This window comes from Pseudomonas sp. W2I6 (assembly GCF_030815935.1).
Classification (GTDB): domain Bacteria; phylum Pseudomonadota; class Gammaproteobacteria; order Pseudomonadales; family Pseudomonadaceae; genus Aquipseudomonas.
In genome coordinates this window covers 5,136,832-5,151,219 of the sequence record NZ_JAUSXJ010000001.1, presented here as the reverse complement: position 1 = coordinate 5,151,219, position 14,388 = coordinate 5,136,832, and the positions used below count along the sequence as shown (strand labels likewise).

The 14,388-nt window shown below is 59.2% G+C and carries 20 protein-coding genes; 9 read left to right on the top strand and 11 right to left on the bottom strand.

The window, feature by feature from the left end:
- Both QF039_RS23755 and QF039_RS23750 read left to right on the top strand, forming a co-directional pair.
- Nucleotides 1-612, top strand: coding sequence for a superoxide dismutase (locus QF039_RS23755; protein ID WP_008434313.1), 612 nt, complete (start codon nt 1-3; stop codon nt 610-612).
- A gap of 31 nt (nt 613-643) precedes the next feature.
- Nucleotides 644-1,537 (top strand): ZIP family metal transporter, encoded by an 894-nt coding sequence (locus QF039_RS23750; RefSeq protein ID WP_003216102.1) that lies wholly within the window; start codon nt 644-646, stop codon nt 1,535-1,537.
- A gap of 13 nt (nt 1,538-1,550) precedes the next feature.
- Here QF039_RS23750 and QF039_RS23745 read toward each other — a convergent pair whose 3' ends face one another.
- On the bottom strand, nt 1,551-2,501 hold the full coding sequence (locus tag QF039_RS23745) for a GlxA family transcriptional regulator (RefSeq protein ID WP_087692865.1): 951 nt from the start codon (nt 2,499-2,501) through the stop codon (nt 1,551-1,553).
- Nucleotides 2,502-2,615: 114 nt separating this feature from the next.
- On the opposite strand from QF039_RS23745, the gene QF039_RS23740 reads away from it, so the two are divergent.
- Nucleotides 2,616-3,617 (top strand): SLAC1 anion channel family protein, encoded by a 1,002-nt coding sequence (locus QF039_RS23740; RefSeq protein WP_008434304.1) that lies wholly within the window; start codon nt 2,616-2,618, stop codon nt 3,615-3,617.
- A gap of 19 nt (nt 3,618-3,636) precedes the next feature.
- Here QF039_RS23740 and QF039_RS23735 read toward each other — a convergent pair whose 3' ends face one another.
- The 10 genes from QF039_RS23735 to QF039_RS23690 all read right to left on the bottom strand — a co-directional run bounded on the left by QF039_RS23735 (nt 3,637) and on the right by QF039_RS23690 (nt 10,686).
- Nucleotides 3,637-3,909, bottom strand: a complete 273-nt coding sequence (locus QF039_RS23735; protein WP_003216108.1) for an HPr family phosphocarrier protein — start codon at nt 3,907-3,909, stop codon at nt 3,637-3,639.
- 16 nt (nt 3,910-3,925) lie between these two features.
- A complete protein-coding gene (rapZ, locus tag QF039_RS23730) occupies nt 3,926-4,783 on the bottom strand; it encodes an RNase adapter RapZ (protein ID WP_003216111.1) in 858 nt (285 codons plus the stop codon).
- A 2-nt stretch (nt 4,784-4,785) separates the two neighbouring features.
- Complete coding sequence (gene ptsN, locus QF039_RS23725; RefSeq protein WP_003216114.1) at nt 4,786-5,250, bottom strand: PTS IIA-like nitrogen regulatory protein PtsN; 465 nt, start codon at nt 5,248-5,250, stop codon at nt 4,786-4,788.
- A 12-nt stretch (nt 5,251-5,262) separates the two neighbouring features.
- Nucleotides 5,263-5,568, bottom strand: coding sequence for a ribosome hibernation-promoting factor, HPF/YfiA family (gene hpf / locus QF039_RS23720; RefSeq protein ID WP_003216115.1), 306 nt, complete (start codon nt 5,566-5,568; stop codon nt 5,263-5,265).
- Nucleotides 5,569-5,643: 75 nt separating this feature from the next.
- Nucleotides 5,644-7,137 carry an RNA polymerase factor sigma-54 gene (locus QF039_RS23715; RefSeq protein ID WP_003216117.1) on the bottom strand — a complete coding sequence of 498 codons (1,494 nt, stop codon included), beginning with the start codon at nt 7,135-7,137 and terminating at the stop codon, nt 5,644-5,646.
- A 184-nt stretch (nt 7,138-7,321) separates the two neighbouring features.
- Nucleotides 7,322-8,047: an LPS export ABC transporter ATP-binding protein gene (lptB, locus tag QF039_RS23710; protein WP_003216119.1), complete on the bottom strand. Its 726-nt coding sequence runs from the start codon at nt 8,045-8,047 to the stop codon at nt 7,322-7,324.
- Complete coding sequence (lptA, locus tag QF039_RS23705) at nt 8,047-8,619, bottom strand: lipopolysaccharide transport periplasmic protein LptA (RefSeq protein ID WP_307521013.1); 573 nt, start codon at nt 8,617-8,619, stop codon at nt 8,047-8,049. Before lptA ends, lptB begins: the two co-directional genes overlap by 1 nt.
- Nucleotides 8,606-9,178 carry an LPS export ABC transporter periplasmic protein LptC gene (gene lptC / locus QF039_RS23700; protein WP_003216122.1) on the bottom strand — a complete coding sequence of 191 codons (573 nt, stop codon included), beginning with the start codon at nt 9,176-9,178 and terminating at the stop codon, nt 8,606-8,608. The genes lptA and lptC overlap by 14 nt, the downstream gene beginning before the upstream one ends.
- A gap of 8 nt (nt 9,179-9,186) precedes the next feature.
- The gene (locus QF039_RS23695; protein ID WP_087692862.1) at nt 9,187-9,711 is read right to left on the bottom strand and encodes an HAD family hydrolase; all 525 of its coding nucleotides are present in this window, start codon (nt 9,709-9,711) and stop codon (nt 9,187-9,189) included.
- Entirely contained in the window at nt 9,712-10,686 is a 975-nt protein-coding gene (locus QF039_RS23690; RefSeq protein WP_003216126.1) for a KpsF/GutQ family sugar-phosphate isomerase, read from the bottom strand. It abuts the gene before it with no gap.
- A 292-nt stretch (nt 10,687-10,978) separates the two neighbouring features.
- Between QF039_RS23690 and QF039_RS23685 the strand changes: the two genes are divergently transcribed.
- The 6 genes from QF039_RS23685 to QF039_RS23660 all read left to right on the top strand — a co-directional run bounded on the left by QF039_RS23685 (nt 10,979) and on the right by QF039_RS23660 (nt 14,373).
- On the top strand, nt 10,979-11,788 hold the full coding sequence (locus QF039_RS23685; RefSeq protein WP_003216128.1) for an ATP-binding cassette domain-containing protein: 810 nt from the start codon (nt 10,979-10,981) through the stop codon (nt 11,786-11,788).
- Nucleotides 11,788-12,585, top strand: coding sequence for a lipid asymmetry maintenance ABC transporter permease subunit MlaE (mlaE, locus tag QF039_RS23680; RefSeq protein ID WP_003216131.1), 798 nt, complete (start codon nt 11,788-11,790; stop codon nt 12,583-12,585). Before QF039_RS23685 ends, mlaE begins: the two co-directional genes overlap by 1 nt.
- Complete coding sequence (gene mlaD / locus QF039_RS23675) at nt 12,585-13,052, top strand: outer membrane lipid asymmetry maintenance protein MlaD (protein WP_003216133.1); 468 nt, start codon at nt 12,585-12,587, stop codon at nt 13,050-13,052. The genes mlaE and mlaD overlap by 1 nt, the downstream gene beginning before the upstream one ends.
- Before the next feature lie 11 nt (nt 13,053-13,063).
- Nucleotides 13,064-13,717 carry a phospholipid-binding protein MlaC gene (locus QF039_RS23670; protein ID WP_003216135.1) on the top strand — a complete coding sequence of 218 codons (654 nt, stop codon included), beginning with the start codon at nt 13,064-13,066 and terminating at the stop codon, nt 13,715-13,717.
- A complete protein-coding gene (locus tag QF039_RS23665) occupies nt 13,714-14,019 on the top strand; it encodes a lipid asymmetry maintenance protein MlaB (protein ID WP_003216137.1) in 306 nt (101 codons plus the stop codon). Before QF039_RS23670 ends, QF039_RS23665 begins: the two co-directional genes overlap by 4 nt.
- A 114-nt stretch (nt 14,020-14,133) precedes the next feature.
- Complete coding sequence (locus tag QF039_RS23660; RefSeq protein ID WP_008434291.1) at nt 14,134-14,373, top strand: BolA family protein; 240 nt, start codon at nt 14,134-14,136, stop codon at nt 14,371-14,373.
- Nucleotides 14,374-14,388 lie beyond the last annotated feature (15 nt).

Below are 14,388 nucleotides of genomic sequence, written 5' to 3'. Positions count from 1 at the left end.
ATGTCCTACACCTTGCCGGCCTTGCCTTACGCCTACGATGCCCTTGAACCGCATATCGACGCGCAAACCATGGAGATCCACTACACCAAGCACCACCAGACCTACATCAACAACCTCAACGCAGCCGTCGAAGGCACCGAGTTTGCCGCTTGGCCGGTGGAGAAACTGGTGTCCAGCGTCCAGCAACTGCCGGAAAAACTCCGGGCGGCGGTGATCAACCAGGGCGGCGGCCACGCCAACCACTCGTTGTTCTGGGCTGTCATGTCGCCCAAGGGCGGCGGCAAGCCAGACGGCGCGCTGGGTGACGCCATCGACGAGCAGTTGGGCGGTTTCGACGCCTTCAAAGAGGCCTTCACCAAAGCTGCCTTGACCCGTTTCGGCAGCGGCTGGGCGTGGTTGAGCGTGACGCCGCAAAAGACCCTGGTGGTGGAAAGCAGCGGCAACCAGGACAGCCCGTTGATGAACGGCAATACGCCAATCCTCGGCCTGGACGTCTGGGAACACGCTTATTACCTGCTGTACCAGAACCGTCGTCCGGAATACATCAATGCGTTCTACAGCGTCATCAACTGGCCGGAAGTTGCCGGCCGCTACCAGGCTGCGCTGGGCTGAAACTCCTCTATAACAAGATCTAAGGCCGACTATGGGCACTGAAACACTGGCGATCAGCAGCGTGCGAATGTTTCGTTATGCGTTTGGCTCGCTGCTGCTATTGGCAGGAACTGCATTGCTGGTGGCCCAAGGGCTGGCCTGGCTTGACCTGGAACCGCGCATCCTGCGTGCCTTGCAGGGCGGGGCCATCTGCGCGCTCGGCACCGCCCTGGGTGCCGTGCCGGTACTGGTGATCCGCCGGATGCCATTGGCGGTGAGCGACACGCTGCTCGGCTTCGGTGCCGGGGTGATGTTGGCCGCTACGGCGTTTTCGCTGATCGTGCCGGGTATTGCGGCTGCCCAAAGCCTGGGGCTGACGCCATGGGCTGCCAGTGGATTGATCAGTTTCGGCATCATGCTGGGTGCGTTCGGGCTGTATCTGGTGGATCGCAAGGTCTCCGGCGCCACCCCGGAAATGCTGGTGGGCAGTCCGGAACATCCGGTGATACCGCCGCGTATCTGGCTGTTTGTGTTCGCCATCATTGCCCACAACATTCCCGAAGGCATGGCCGTGGGTGTCTCGGCAGGCGGCGGCATGCCGGATGCCGACAGCCTCGCCATGGGTATTGCCTTGCAGGATGTGCCGGAGGGACTGGTGATTGCGTTGGTGCTGGCCGGGGCAGGGATGTCGCGGGTCAAGGCGTTCCTGATCGGCGCAGCGTCAGGGTTGGTGGAGCCGGTGTTTGCGGTGCTGTGTGCCTGGCTGGTGAGCCTGGCTCAGGTGCTGTTGCCGCTGGGGCTGGCGCTGGCGGCCGGGGCCATGCTGCTGGTGGTGACTCACGAAGTCATTCCCGAGTCGCGGCGCAATGGCCATGACAAGCTCGCCAGCCTGGGGCTGTGTATCGGGTTTTGCTTGATGATGGTGATGGATACGGCGTTGGGCTGAGGCTGTCGCGCTTCTACAAGAAGCGCTTGCGGTAGTCGCTGGGGGTAACGCCCAGGCGGCGAACGAAGGCGCGCCGGAACCCATCAACATTGGCATAGCCGACCTGATCGGCCAGGCGTTTGAGCGAGACATTCGACCCTTCGATCAGCCGCCGTGCCTGGTCGATACGTGCCAGCTCCACGAACTCGGCAGGGGTGAATCCACCCTCGGCCTTGAATACCCGGGCAAAGTTGCGTTCGCTCATGTCAGCGCGCTGGGCCAGCAATGCCACGCTCAGGTCTGCGGCCAGGTTGTCGACGATATAGGTCTGTATCTGGCGAATGTTCGTGCGCTCTGCGGTCTGTGCCGCCAGTTGGGCGCTGAACTGTGACTGGCCGCCCGGCCGTTTGAAGTACATCACCATTTCCCTGGCCACACTGAGCGCCAAATCCCGGCCGTGGTCCTCCTCGACTAACGCGAGCGCCAGATCCATACCGGCCGTCACACCGGCGGAGGTGTACAGGTTACCGTCGCGGATAAAAATGCTGTCCGGTTCGACCACGGCATCGGGGTATTGCCTGGCCAGCAATGCACTGGAATTCCAGTGCGTGGTGACGCGTCGCCCGACCAGCAAGCCAGCAGCCCCCAGCACAAAAGCGCCACTGCAAACCGAGCCTATCCGCCGCACGCGCGTGGCCTGGTAGCGCACCCAGTCCCGCAGGTGGGCGTCGTGTGCCACGTCATTCACGCTGGGGCTTCCAGCGATCAGCAGCGTATCGATAGCCCCCTTGAACGTCTCGATGGAGTCATCCGTGGCCAGGCGAAGCCCATTGGTTCCCTTGATCTGCCCGGCGACGGTACCGATGACCGAGATCCTGTATGCACGGGAATTACCCAATTGCCTGGCCGCTTCAGCGAACACATCGGCAGGGCCGACGACATCCAGCATTTGCACGCGGGGAAATGCCAGGAGGGCAATTCGCATGGTGTCGGTCTCCGTAGTGGAAATGGCTGAAATCGTCGTTAAGCGACACTATAGGACAGAGGGGAGGTAGGCGACACTGTCCGTCACGTGCTTTATCGTCAACCGGAGACCCGCATGAGCATCTGTAACGCGCCACTTCCCCCTTTCGCTGTCGAATCGAGCGAGCGGTCGGGGTCCATCAAGAATCTTCCCATCAATTTGTTTGGCGCCGTGATGGGGTTGGCCGGCCTGAGCCTGGCCTGGCAGTCCGCCAGTGAATATGTGGCTTACGCGCAAATGATCGGAGCGGTCATTGGTGGGTTTGCCATTCTGGTGTTTATCGCACTGGTGGCGGGGTATCTCACCAAATGGGTTAAATACCCTGCGGCGGTCAAAGCCGAGTTCAATCACCCGATATCAGGAAATTTCTTTGGCACGGTGACGATCGCGTTGCTGCTGCTGTCGGCAGTCGTAGGTTCAGCTAGCACCCTGATCAGCCAGGGGCTTTGGATGTTGGGTAGCCTGCTGACCATGATCCTGGCGGCAATTGTGCTCTCGCGACTGTTGTCCGGTAATCAGGAGTCGCAATATGCGGTGCCTGCCTGGCTGATCCCGGGGGTGGCGGCGCTCGACATCGCGGTGACAGGTGCCCACATGCCCATGGCGTGGGCATACGAGTTCAATCTGTTCGCGATGGCGGTAGGGAGTGTGATTGCGCTGGTGTTCTTCACGCGAATTTTTTCACGTCTGGTTCACGAGCCGGTGATGGCCAAAGGTATGACACCTTCGCTGATGATACTTATCGCCCCCTTTGAAGTCGGCTTTCTGGCTTACACCAACTTCTTTGGCAGCGTCGACTACTTTGCCAGCGTGCTCTTCTACTTTGGCCTGTTCCTGTTTGGGGTGCTGGCATTCAAAGTATTCCGTCAGGCCGCGCCTTTTTCTCCTGCCTGGTGGGCAATCAGCTTTCCGATTGCGGCATTGAGCAACGCTGCGTTGAAATATGCCGATGCCAAAGGAAGCGTGATCCTGGAAGCGATTGCCTATCTGATCCTGGCTTTCCTGACGATCGCCCTGGCCGTACTGACGGTCAAGACGTTGAAGATTCTGTTCAACGGCAAACTGCTGTCCAACTGACGCAGGGGAGGGCGATTACCTACTCGCCCTCATCAAAGAAATTATTGATCAACGCTACCAGGGCATCCATCGCTTCCTGCTCTTGCTCGCCTTCGGTCTTCAAATGAATCTTCGTGCCCTTGCCCGCAGCCAGCATCATCATGGCCATGATGCTTTTGCCGTCGACCATGGATTCCGGGGTGCGCCCGGCGCGGATCTGGCAAGGGAACTGCCCGGCGACGCCGACGAACTTGGCCGAGGCCCGGGCGTGCAGGCCCAGCTTGTTGATGATTTCAATTTCCAGAGCGGGCATCGCGGGGGTGTTCCTTTCAGCTGAGGTCGCGGTGGCGAACCTGGACGTTCTTGAGGGTTTGTTGCAGCACCTTGCCCAGGCGTTCGGTCAGGTAGACGGATCGGTGGTGGCCGCCGGTGCAGCCAATGGCGATGGTGACATAAGCCCGATTGCTGGCCGCAAAACGCGGCAGCCATTTGAGCAGATAGCTGGAGATGTCCTGGTACATTTCCTCGACATCCGGTTGCGCCGCCAGGTACTCGGCCACAGGTTGGTCCAGCCCCGACTGATCGCGCAGTTCCGGCTTCCAGTATGGGTTGGGCAGGCAGCGCACATCGAACACCAGGTCGGCATCTACCGGCATGCCGCGCTTGAAACCGAACGACTCGACAAGGAACGCCGTGCCTGGCTCCGGCTGGTTCAGCAGACGCAGCTTGATCGCATCCCGCAGTTGATACAGGTTCAGGCTGGTGGTGTTGATCTTGAGGTCGGCCAGGTCAATGATCGGCCCCAGCAGTTTGGTCTCGTCCTCGATGGCTTCGGCCAGGGAGCGATGAGGGCTGCTCAACGGGTGGCGGCGACGGGTTTCGGAGAAGCGCTTGAGCAGGGTCTCTTCGTCGGCGTCCAGGTACAGCACATCGCAATGGATATGCTTGGCCCGCACTTCTTCGAGCAGTTCAGGAAAGCGTGTGAGGTGGCTGGGCAGGTTGCGGGCGTCGATCGACACGGCGACCAGCGGTTGCGCCAGCTCGGTATGAATCAACGCGCGTTCCGCCAGTTCCGGTAGCAGGCCGGCGGGCAGGTTGTCGATGCAATAGAAGCCGTTGTCCTCAAGAACATTGAGGGCCGTGCTTTTACCTGAGCCGGAACGGCCGCTGACGATGATCAAACGCATGATTAATGCCCGTTTTGTTCATCCAGGACAACCTGGTAGAGCGCCTCATTGCTTGAGGCACTACGCAGTTTGTCGCGTACGTCCTTGCGGTCGAGCATGCTGGCGATCTGCCGAAGCAGTTCCAGGTGCGCATCGGTGGCAGCTTGCGGGACCAGCAGCACGAACAGCAGGTCGACCGGCGCGCCGTCGATGGCGTCGAAATCGATAGGGGCGTCCAGGTGCAGCAGGGCGCTGACTGGAGACTCACAGCCTTGCAGGCGGCAGTGAGGAATGGCGATGCCGTTGCCAAAGCCGGTGGAGCCGAGCTTTTCACGGGCGATCAGGGCCTCGTACACAGCTTGCGTATCCAGTTCGGGCACTTCGCGGCCGATCAGGTTGGCAATTTGTTCGAGGGCGCGCTTTTTACTGCCGCCCGGCACGTTCACGAGGGAACGGCCGGGGGTCAGGATGGTTTCAAGTCGGATCATGGGTGGGGAGTGTTAGCGGCCAGTGCCTTGAAGAAGGCTCTGCTGCTTTTCCTTATGCTTTTTAAGTTGGCGGTCAAGCTTGTCTGTGAGCAAGTCGATTGATGCATACATGTCTTCATGTTCGGCATTGGCGACCACTTCGCCACCGGGTATCTGAAGTGTCGCTTCGATTTTCTGCTGAAGCTTGTCGACCTTCATGATGACCTGCACGTTGGTGATCTTGTCGAAATGGCCCTCAAGCTTCTTCAGCTTCAGCTCGACGTATTCGCGCAATGGAGGGGTGACTTCTACATGGTGTCCACTGATGTTGACTTGCATACAGCTTCTCCTTCGTTGCCAGTGCATAAAGCGGCGGGTAGGAATACCCGCCACTGGAACGCTATGGCCCGCCCGTCACATCAAACGCTTACGCTCGCTGGAAGGCGCGATCCCAAGGGACTCGCGGTACTTGGCGACGGTTCGACGGGCGACCTGAATGCCTTGTGCCTCCAGTAAACCAGCGATCTTGCTGTCACTCAACGGCTTTTTCTGATTTTCCGCGGCAACCAGTTTTTTGATGATCGCGCGGATCGCCGTGGACGAGCATTCGCCGCCTTCGGAGGTGCTGACGTGGCTGGAGAAAAAGTATTTCAGCTCATATATACCCCGTGGGGTATGCATGAATTTTTGCGTGGTCACCCGGGAAATCGTTGATTCGTGCATGCCCACCGCCTCGGCGATGTCGTGCAGTACCAGCGGCTTCATCGCTTCATCGCCGTATTCCAGGAAGCCGCGCTGGTGCTCGACGATCTGGGTGGCGACTTTCATCAGGGTTTCGTTGCGGCTTTGCAGGCTCTTGATGAACCAGCGGGCTTCCTGCAGTTGGTTACGCATGAAGGTGTTATCGGCGCTGGTGTCGGCGCGGCGCACAAAACCTGCGTATTGCGGATTGACCCGCAGGCGCGGCACCGATTCCTGGTTCAGCTCCACCAGCCACCGCTCATTGTCCTTGCGCACAATCACGTCGGGCACGACATATTCGGCTTCGCTGGACTCGATCTGCGAGCCCGGGCGTGGGTTGAGGCTCTGCACCAGCTCGATGATCTGGCGCAGGTCATCTTCCTTGAGCTTCATGCGGCGCATCAGCTGGCTGTAGTCGCGGCTGCCCAGCAGGTCGATGTAGTCGGTGACCAGGCGCTGCGCTTCGCTCAGCCAAGGCGTCTTGGCCGGCAATTGGCGCAGTTGCAGCAGCAGGCACTCGCTGAGGTTGCGGGCGCCGATGCCGGCCGGCTCGAATTGCTGGATGCGGTGCAGGACGGCTTCGATTTCGTCCAGTTCGATGTCCAGTTCCGGGTCGAACGCCTCGAGGATCTCCTCAAGGGTCTCGTCCAGGTAGCCCTGGTTGTTGATGCAATCGATCAGGGTCACGGCGATCAGGCGATCGGTATCGGACATCGGTGCCAGGTTCAGCTGCCAGAGCAAATGGCTTTGCAGGCTCTCGCCGGCTGATGTGCGGGTGGTGAAGTCCCACTCGTCGTCATCGTTGCTGGGCAGGCTGCTGGCGCTGGTCTGGTAGACGTCTTCCCAGGCGGTATCCACGGGAAGTTCGTTGGGAATGCGTTCGTTCCATTCGCCTTCCTCAAGGTTATCCACCGTGGGGGCGGTTTCCTGGTAGGAGGGTTCCTGTACGTCGGGGTTGGGCTTTTGCTCGATGTTGTCGGCCAGCGGGTCTGCATTATCGAAGTCGTCGCCTTCTTCCTGGCGTTCGAGCATCGGATTGGACTCCAGGGCCTCCTGGATTTCCTGTTGCAGGTCCAGGGTCGACAATTGGAGCAGGCGGATGGCCTGTTGCAGCTGCGGTGTCATCGTCAGCTGCTGGCCCATTCTCAGGACTAGCGATGGTTTCATGGCAGGGGCTTAACACCTTATTCGCCGGCGCAATGCGCCATCCACGACAGGGCGCGTGAGCGCCAAACATAAGCAAATTATATGCCTGATATCGGGGGCTTTGCCTAGAGCGCGGTAACAATAAAAATACTGAGGTTTTTATTGACTACCGCGCTCCATGGCGAATGGCCTGATACCACCGTGTTTACAGGCGGAACTCGTGACCCAGATACACTTCCTTGACCAGTTCGTTGGCCAGGATAGTGGCAGAGTCACCTTCGGCAATCAGCTGTCCATCGTTGACGATGTAGGCGGTTTCGCAGATATCGAGTGTCTCACGGACGTTGTGGTCGGTGATCAACACACCGATGCCCTTGGCCTTGAGATGATGGATGATCTGCTTGATGTCGCCGACCGAGATCGGGTCGACACCGGCGAAAGGTTCGTCCAGCAGGATGAACTTGGGCGCCGTGGCCAGCGCACGGGCGATTTCCACACGACGACGCTCGCCGCCGGAAAGGCTCATGCCGAGGTTGTCGCGAATGTGGTTGATGTGGAATTCCTGCAGCAGGCTTTCCAGCTCTTTCTTGCGCCCGGCGCGGTCGAGTTCCTTGCGGGTCTCGAGGATGGCCATGATGTTGTCGGAAACCGACAGTTTGCGGAAGATCGATGCTTCCTGGGGAAGATAGCCGATACCCGCCTGCGCACGGCCGTGCATAGGCTGGTGGCTTACGTCCAGGTCGTCGATCAGGACGCGGCCTTGATCGGCCTGCACCAGGCCGACGATCATGTAGAAGCAGGTGGTCTTGCCGGCACCGTTGGGACCGAGCAAACCGACGATCTGGCCGCTGTCGATCGACAGGCTGACGTCACGCACGACCTGACGGCTTTTATAAGCCTTGGCCAGATGCTGGGCTTTCAGGGTTGCCATTAATTCGCCTTCTTCGCGTCGGGTTTCGGCGCCGGCTGGGCTGCGCCCGGTTTCTGCTTCGGCTGGATAACCATGTCGATACGCGGCTTCGGCGTGCTGATTTTCGAACCGGTAGCACGGCCGGCCTGGGCAACCTGCTTCACCGTGTCGTAGACGATTTTTTCGCCGTCGGTGGTGTTGCCGTCATTGATGACCCGGGCCTGGTCGATCAGCACGATGCGGTTTTGCTGGGCGTGGTACTGGATCGTCTTGCCATAGCCTTTGACCGGCGTAGGGTCGCCCACTTTCTGCAGTTGTTCGAAATACGCCAGGTTGCCCACCGAAGTGACCACGTCGATATCGCCTGCCGGGGTACGAGTCAGTGTCACGGTGTTACCCGTCACTTTCATCGAGCCCTGGGTGATGATCACGCTGCCCGTGTAGGTCGCGATACCTTGCTTGTCATCCAGCTGCGCATCGTCAGCCTGAATGTGGATCGGTTGCTGGCTATCGTTCGGCAGAGCCCAGGCGCTCACGCTTCCCAGTGCTGCGCCCAGGCCGAGCAAAATAGGGAGGGTTTTAACGAGCCTCATACTGTCCTCTTACGTTCGATAGCAGGTGTATCCTGCTTTCTTTCAAATACGCTTTCATTCCCTTGCCAGTCGATACACCGCCAGCGCCGTCAATTCTAACGTCTTGCTCGGTCTGCGCATATTGCTTCTGTGGGAATACGGTCATGCGACTGCTGGTAATAATGGTGTCGCGGTTCTTGGCGTCAGTGCGGGCTACCCGCACCGAGTCAATCAGTTCCACTTGGGTGCCGTCCGGGTTGACCTCGCCACGCTCGCTGGTGACGTGCCATGGAAATTCGGCGCCGCGGTACAGGTTCATGTCCGGCTTGGTCAGCAAAGTGACCTCGGATGCCTTCAAGTGTTCGACCTTGTCGGAGGTCATTTCATACTGGACCTTGCCATCGGGCAGGTACTGGATGCTGTGGGCGTTGATGGCGTAATAGTCGATAGCACTCTCGTCAACCTGTGCAACCGGCTTGTCGAGGAAGCGCTCCGGGCTGATATTCCAGTAGCCGACCGCGAGGAAAACCGCGGCGATGACTGCAAGTATCAGGAAATTGCGAATCTTTTTACTCAGCATAAAACGCTCTATAGGTAGGCGGCGTGGGCCGCTTCAAGGCTGCCTTGGGCGCGCAGAATCAACTCGCAGAACTCGCGGGCGGCGCCTTCGCCGCCGCGGGCGGTGGTTACACCATGGGCGTGTTCGCGAACGAACGCCGCCGCATTGGCCACGGCCATGCCCAGGCCGACCCGGCGAATCACCGGCAGGTCGGGTAAATCGTCACCCAGGTACGCAACCTGCTCATAGCTTAGGTTGAGTTGGCCAAGAAGCTCGTCCAGAACCACCAGTTTATCCTCGCGGCCCTGATACAGGTGAGGAATCCCCAGGTTTTGTGCGCGGCGTTCCACAACTGGCGTCTTGCGACCGCTGATGATGCCGGTTTGCACGCCGGCCGCCATCAGCATCTTGATGCCCTGGCCGTCGAGGGTGTTGAACGTCTTGAATTCGCTGCCGTCTTCCAGAAAGTACAGGCGGCCATCCGTCAGCACACCGTCGACGTCGAAAATCGCCAGCTTGATGTGCTTGCCCCGTTGCAACAGGTCGGTGGTCATTTACATCACTCCCGCACGCAGCAAGTCGTGCATGTTCAGGGCGCCAACCGGACGGTCGTCGCTGTCGACCACCACCAGCGCCAGGATCTTGTGGTCTTCCATGATCTTCAGTGCTTCGGCCGCGAGCATGTCAGGGCGTGCGGTCTTGCCGTGAGGCGTCATGACTTCGTCGATGGTGGCGGTCTGGATGTCGAGGTTGCGGTCCAGGGTGCGGCGCAGGTCGCCGTCGGTGAAGACCCCGGCCAGCCGCCCGTCGGACTCCAGGATTACGGTCATGCCCAGGCGCTTGAGGGTCATTTCCATCAAGGCATCTTTCAGCAAGGTGCCGCGTGGCACTTGTGGCAGCTCGTCGCCGGCGTGCATGACGTTTTCCACTTTCAGCAGCAGGCGACGGCCAAGGGCGCCGCCCGGGTGGGAAAACGCGAAGTCTTCGGCGGTAAACCCGCGGGCTTCCAGCAATGCCACGGCCAGCGCATCGCCCATGACCAGGGCGGCGGTGGTGGAGGAGGTCGGTGCCAGGTTCAGCGGGCAGGCCTCGTGGGCAACGTGCACGTTCAAATTCACTTCGGCGGCTTTTGCCAGCGTCGAGTCCGGGTTGCCGGTCACGCTGATCAGCTGGATACCCAGGCGCTTGATCAGCGGCAGCAGGGTCACGATTTCGTTGGTGGTGCCGGAGTTGGACAGTGCCAGGATGATGTCGTCCCGGGTGATCATGCCCATGTCGCCGTGGCTGGCTTCGGCCGGATGCACGAAGAACGCGGTGGTCCCGGTGCTCGCCAGGGTGGCGGCGATCTTGTTGCCGACATGCCCGGATTTGCCCATGCCGACCACCACTACGCGGCCCTTGCTGGCCAGAATCATCTCGCAGGCGCGTACGAAATCCGCGTCGATATGGGCCAGCAAGCCTTCTACGGCTTCAAGCTCGAGGCGGATGGTGCGTTGTGCGGATTGAATAAGGTCGCTGGATTGGCTCATGTCTGAAATCGTATAGCCTGACGAAAAGTCGGCGATTATAACGGTAATGATCAATTCCCTCACACAAGTTCGTCAGGCTTTATTCAATCCACCTGTGGTTGAGATTGAACCTCAGCCAGGATTTTTTAGCTGTCCTGTTTCTGAACAAGCTCTGTTCCGGCCTTGGGGGCGCTGTACCAGCAGTGATATAGTTCGCGGCCAGTTCGGTCCGCACGGCCTTTTTGTCTATTCGGCGCAAGCATTTGTCGAAAACAAAGTGTCTGAGTGAAAGGCTGCATCCCAAGGAGTTTAGATGAGTGCCGATAACGCCTACGCGGTCGAGCTGAAGGGCCTTTCCTTCAAGCGCGGTACGCGCAGCATCTTCAATAATGTGGATATTCGCATTCCCCGCGGCAAAGTCACGGGCATCATGGGGCCTTCCGGCTGCGGCAAGACTACGCTGCTGCGCCTGATGGGCATGCAATTGCGCCCCTCCGCCGGTGAAGTCTGGGTCAATGGCCAGAACTTGCCGACCCTTTCGCGCAGTGACCTGTTCGATGCCCGCAAACACATGGGCGTCCTGTTCCAGAGCGGCGCGTTGTTTACCGATCTCGATGTTTTCGAAAACGTGGCGTTCCCGCTGCGGGTGCATACACAGCTGTCCGATGAAATGATTCGTGACATTGTGTTGCTGAAATTGCAGGCCGTCGGGCTGCGCGGTGCTATCGATTTGATGCCCGACGAGTTGTCCGGAGGCATGAAGCGTCGTGTCGCCCTGGCGCGTGCCATCGCCCTCGACCCGCAGATTCTCATGTACGACGAGCCTTTCGTTGGCCAGGACCCGATTGCCATGGGGGTGCTGGTACGCCTGATCCGCCTGCTCAATGATGCGTTGGGTATCACCAGTATCGTGGTTTCCCACGACCTGGCCGAGACCGCGAGCATTGCCGACTACCTATATGTAGTGGGCGATGGCCAGGTGCTGGGGCAGGGCACGCCTGAAGAATTGATGAACGCAGACAACCCGCGCATTCGCCAATTCATGACCGGCGATCCCGATGGCCCGGTGCCTTTTCACTTTCCGGCAGCGGACTACCGCTCAGATCTTCTGGGGAAGCGCTGATGCGCAAGACATCATTACTCGAAAAGGTTCGCCTTTTCGGTCGCTCCGGCATCGATATCATCGGTGTGCTGGGGCGTTCGACGATTTTCCTGTTTCATGCCTTGCTCGGCCGCGGCGGTATTGGCGGCGGTTTCGGCCTGCTGATCAAGCAACTGCACTCCGTGGGCGTGATGTCCCTGGTGATCATCGTGGTCTCCGGGGTGTTCATCGGCATGGTGCTGGCGCTGCAAGGCTTCAATATCCTCTCCAGCTATGGGTCCGAGCAGGCTGTTGGGCAGATGGTTGCCCTGACGCTGTTGCGTGAGTTGGGCCCGGTGGTGACCGCTCTCCTGTTTGCCGGGCGTGCCGGTTCGGCACTGACGGCCGAAATCGGCAACATGAAGGCCACCGAACAGCTGTCCAGCCTGGAAATGATCGGTGTCGATCCGCTCAAGTACATTGTTGCCCCGCGTCTGTGGGCCGGCTTCATTTCCCTGCCACTGCTGGCGATGGTGTTCAGCGTGGTGGGAATCTGGGGCGGTTCCTGGGTCGCGGTTGACTGGCTGGGGGTCTACGACGGCTCCTACTGGGGCAACATGCAAAACAGCGTGACCTTCAGCGGCGACGTGCTCAATGGCATCATTAAAAGCATCGTCTTCGCCTTTGTAGTGACCTGGATCGCCGTATTCCAAGGCTATGACTGTGAGCCCACCTCAGAAGGGATCAGTCGCGCCACCACCAAGACCGTTGTGTACGCCTCGCTGGCGGTACTGGGCCTTGACTTCATTTTGACCGCCTTGATGTTTGGAGATTTCTGATGCAAAACCGCACTGTGGAAATCGGTGTCGGCCTTTTCTTGCTGGCTGGCATCCTGGCTTTACTGTTGCTCGCCCTGCGAGTCAGCGGCCTATCGGCCAGCCCCACCGCCGATACTTATAAACTTTACGCCTACTTCGACAATATCGCCGGTTTGACTGTCAGAGCTAAAGTGACCATGGCGGGTGTAACCATCGGCAAGGTCACGGCAATCGATCTGGACCGCGACAGCTTCACCGGCCGTGTGACCATGCAGGTGGACAAGAAGGTAGATAACCTGCCGACTGACTCCACTGCGTCTATCCTCACCGCTGGCCTGCTGGGCGAGAAGTACATCGGCATCAGCGTCGGGGGGGAATCTGCCCTGCTCAAGGATGGTTCGACCATTCATGACACACAGTCGTCGTTGGTGCTGGAGGACTTGATCGGTAAATTCCTGCTCAATACCGTCAATAAAGACGCCAAATGAGGAATGTGTTCATGATCTCTACTTTGCGACGTGGCCTGTTGGTACTGCTCGCGGCACTGCCGTTGATGGCTAACGCCGCTGCCGGCGGTTCTGCGCATGACCTGGTGCAGGACACCACCAACAAGATGTTGGCTGACCTGAGTGCCAACAAGGAAAAGTACAAGCAGGACCCGAGTCAGTTCTATAACGCGCTGAACACGATTGTCGGGCCTGTTGTTGATGCTGAAGGTATTTCCAAAAGCATCATGACCGTCAAATACTCGCGCAAGGCTACGCCTGCGCAGATGCAGACATTCCAGGAAAACTTCAAGAAGGGCTTGTTCCAGTTCTACGGCAACGCCCTGCTGGAGTACAACAACCAGGGGATTACCGTCGCCCCTGCCGGGGATGAGTCGGGTGACCGCACCAGCGTCAACATGAGCGTCAAGGGCAACAACGGCGCGGTCTACCCTGTGCAGTACACGCTCGAGAAGGTCAATGGCGAGTGGAAACTGCGTAACGTGATCATCAACGGCATCAACATTGGCAAGCTGTTCCGTGACCAGTTCGCGGATGCCATGCAGCGCAATGGCAACGACCTGGACAAAACCATCAACGGTTGGGCCGGTGAAGTGGCCAAGGCCAAGGAAGAAACCGACAAAGCTGCCGGGAAGCCTGCCCAATGACCGAGTCGGCCATTCGCCTTGGCGAGTCCGGTGAGCTGTTGCTCAGCGGCGTGCTGGATTACAGCACTGGACCCGCCCTGCGCAAGCAGGGCCAGGCGCTGATCAATGCCAGTACCGCTCCTGCGCTGGTGCTGGATTGCTCGGCGGTGGTGAAGTCCAGCAGCGTCGGCTTGTCGTTGCTGCTGTGTTTCATGCGCGATGCGCAGGCCGTCAAAAAGCCGGTGAGCATTCGTGCATTGCCCGAAGACATGCGTGAAATCGCTGAGGTTTCCGGTCTGACCGAGCTGTTGGCGCATCCTTAATACACATTATTAAAGAAGCCCCCCGTCAGAGTCCTGCTATGCGGGGTTCGCAGGCGCGGGGCTTTTTTGTATGATGTGCGACCCGCGCGCACTGGGCGCCCATAGAGGTTGATCATGCAGGCCCTAGAAGTTAAAAGCTTCCTTGAAGGAAAGCTGCCCGAAACTAATGTTGAAGTTGAGGGCGAAGGCTGCAATTTCCAGCTGAACGTGATTAGCGATGAACTGGCGGCATTGAGCCCGGTCAAGCGTCAGCAGCAGATCTATGCCCATTTGAACCCGTGGATCACCGATGGCAGCATCCATGCGGTCACTATGAAATTTTTCAGCCGCGCGGCCTGGGCCGAGCGCACCTGAGCCCCCAAGGCGTCG

What these genes read in the sequence shown, in the direction of transcription:
- QF039_RS23755 (WP_008434313.1), top strand. Translation starts at nt 1, where the DNA reads ATGTCCTACACCTTGCCGGCCTTGCCTTACGCCTACGATGCCCTTGAA.
- QF039_RS23750 (WP_003216102.1), top strand. Translation starts at nt 644, where the DNA reads ATGGGCACTGAAACACTGGCGATCAGCAGCGTGCGAATGTTTCGTTAT.
- QF039_RS23745 (WP_087692865.1), bottom strand. Translation starts at nt 2,501, where the DNA reads ATGCGAATTGCCCTCCTGGCATTTCCCCGCGTGCAAATGCTGGATGTC.
- QF039_RS23740 (WP_008434304.1), top strand. Translation starts at nt 2,616, where the DNA reads ATGAGCATCTGTAACGCGCCACTTCCCCCTTTCGCTGTCGAATCGAGC.
- QF039_RS23735 (WP_003216108.1), bottom strand. Translation starts at nt 3,909, where the DNA reads ATGCCCGCTCTGGAAATTGAAATCATCAACAAGCTGGGCCTGCACGCC.
- rapZ (WP_003216111.1), bottom strand. Translation starts at nt 4,783, where the DNA reads ATGCGTTTGATCATCGTCAGCGGCCGTTCCGGCTCAGGTAAAAGCACG.
- ptsN (WP_003216114.1), bottom strand. Translation starts at nt 5,250, where the DNA reads ATGATCCGACTTGAAACCATCCTGACCCCCGGCCGTTCCCTCGTGAAC.
- hpf (WP_003216115.1), bottom strand. Translation starts at nt 5,568, where the DNA reads ATGCAAGTCAACATCAGTGGACACCATGTAGAAGTCACCCCTCCATTG.
- QF039_RS23715 (WP_003216117.1), bottom strand. Translation starts at nt 7,137, where the DNA reads ATGAAACCATCGCTAGTCCTGAGAATGGGCCAGCAGCTGACGATGACA.
- lptB (WP_003216119.1), bottom strand. Translation starts at nt 8,047, where the DNA reads ATGGCAACCCTGAAAGCCCAGCATCTGGCCAAGGCTTATAAAAGCCGT.
- lptA (WP_307521013.1), bottom strand. Translation starts at nt 8,619, where the DNA reads ATGAGGCTCGTTAAAACCCTCCCTATTTTGCTCGGCCTGGGCGCAGCA.
- lptC (WP_003216122.1), bottom strand. Translation starts at nt 9,178, where the DNA reads ATGCTGAGTAAAAAGATTCGCAATTTCCTGATACTTGCAGTCATCGCC.
- QF039_RS23695 (WP_087692862.1), bottom strand. Translation starts at nt 9,711, where the DNA reads ATGACCACCGACCTGTTGCAACGGGGCAAGCACATCAAGCTGGCGATT.
- QF039_RS23690 (WP_003216126.1), bottom strand. Translation starts at nt 10,686, where the DNA reads ATGAGCCAATCCAGCGACCTTATTCAATCCGCACAACGCACCATCCGC.
- QF039_RS23685 (WP_003216128.1), top strand. Translation starts at nt 10,979, where the DNA reads ATGAGTGCCGATAACGCCTACGCGGTCGAGCTGAAGGGCCTTTCCTTC.
- mlaE (WP_003216131.1), top strand. Translation starts at nt 11,788, where the DNA reads ATGCGCAAGACATCATTACTCGAAAAGGTTCGCCTTTTCGGTCGCTCC.
- mlaD (WP_003216133.1), top strand. Translation starts at nt 12,585, where the DNA reads ATGCAAAACCGCACTGTGGAAATCGGTGTCGGCCTTTTCTTGCTGGCT.
- QF039_RS23670 (WP_003216135.1), top strand. Translation starts at nt 13,064, where the DNA reads ATGATCTCTACTTTGCGACGTGGCCTGTTGGTACTGCTCGCGGCACTG.
- QF039_RS23665 (WP_003216137.1), top strand. Translation starts at nt 13,714, where the DNA reads ATGACCGAGTCGGCCATTCGCCTTGGCGAGTCCGGTGAGCTGTTGCTC.
- QF039_RS23660 (WP_008434291.1), top strand. Translation starts at nt 14,134, where the DNA reads ATGCAGGCCCTAGAAGTTAAAAGCTTCCTTGAAGGAAAGCTGCCCGAA.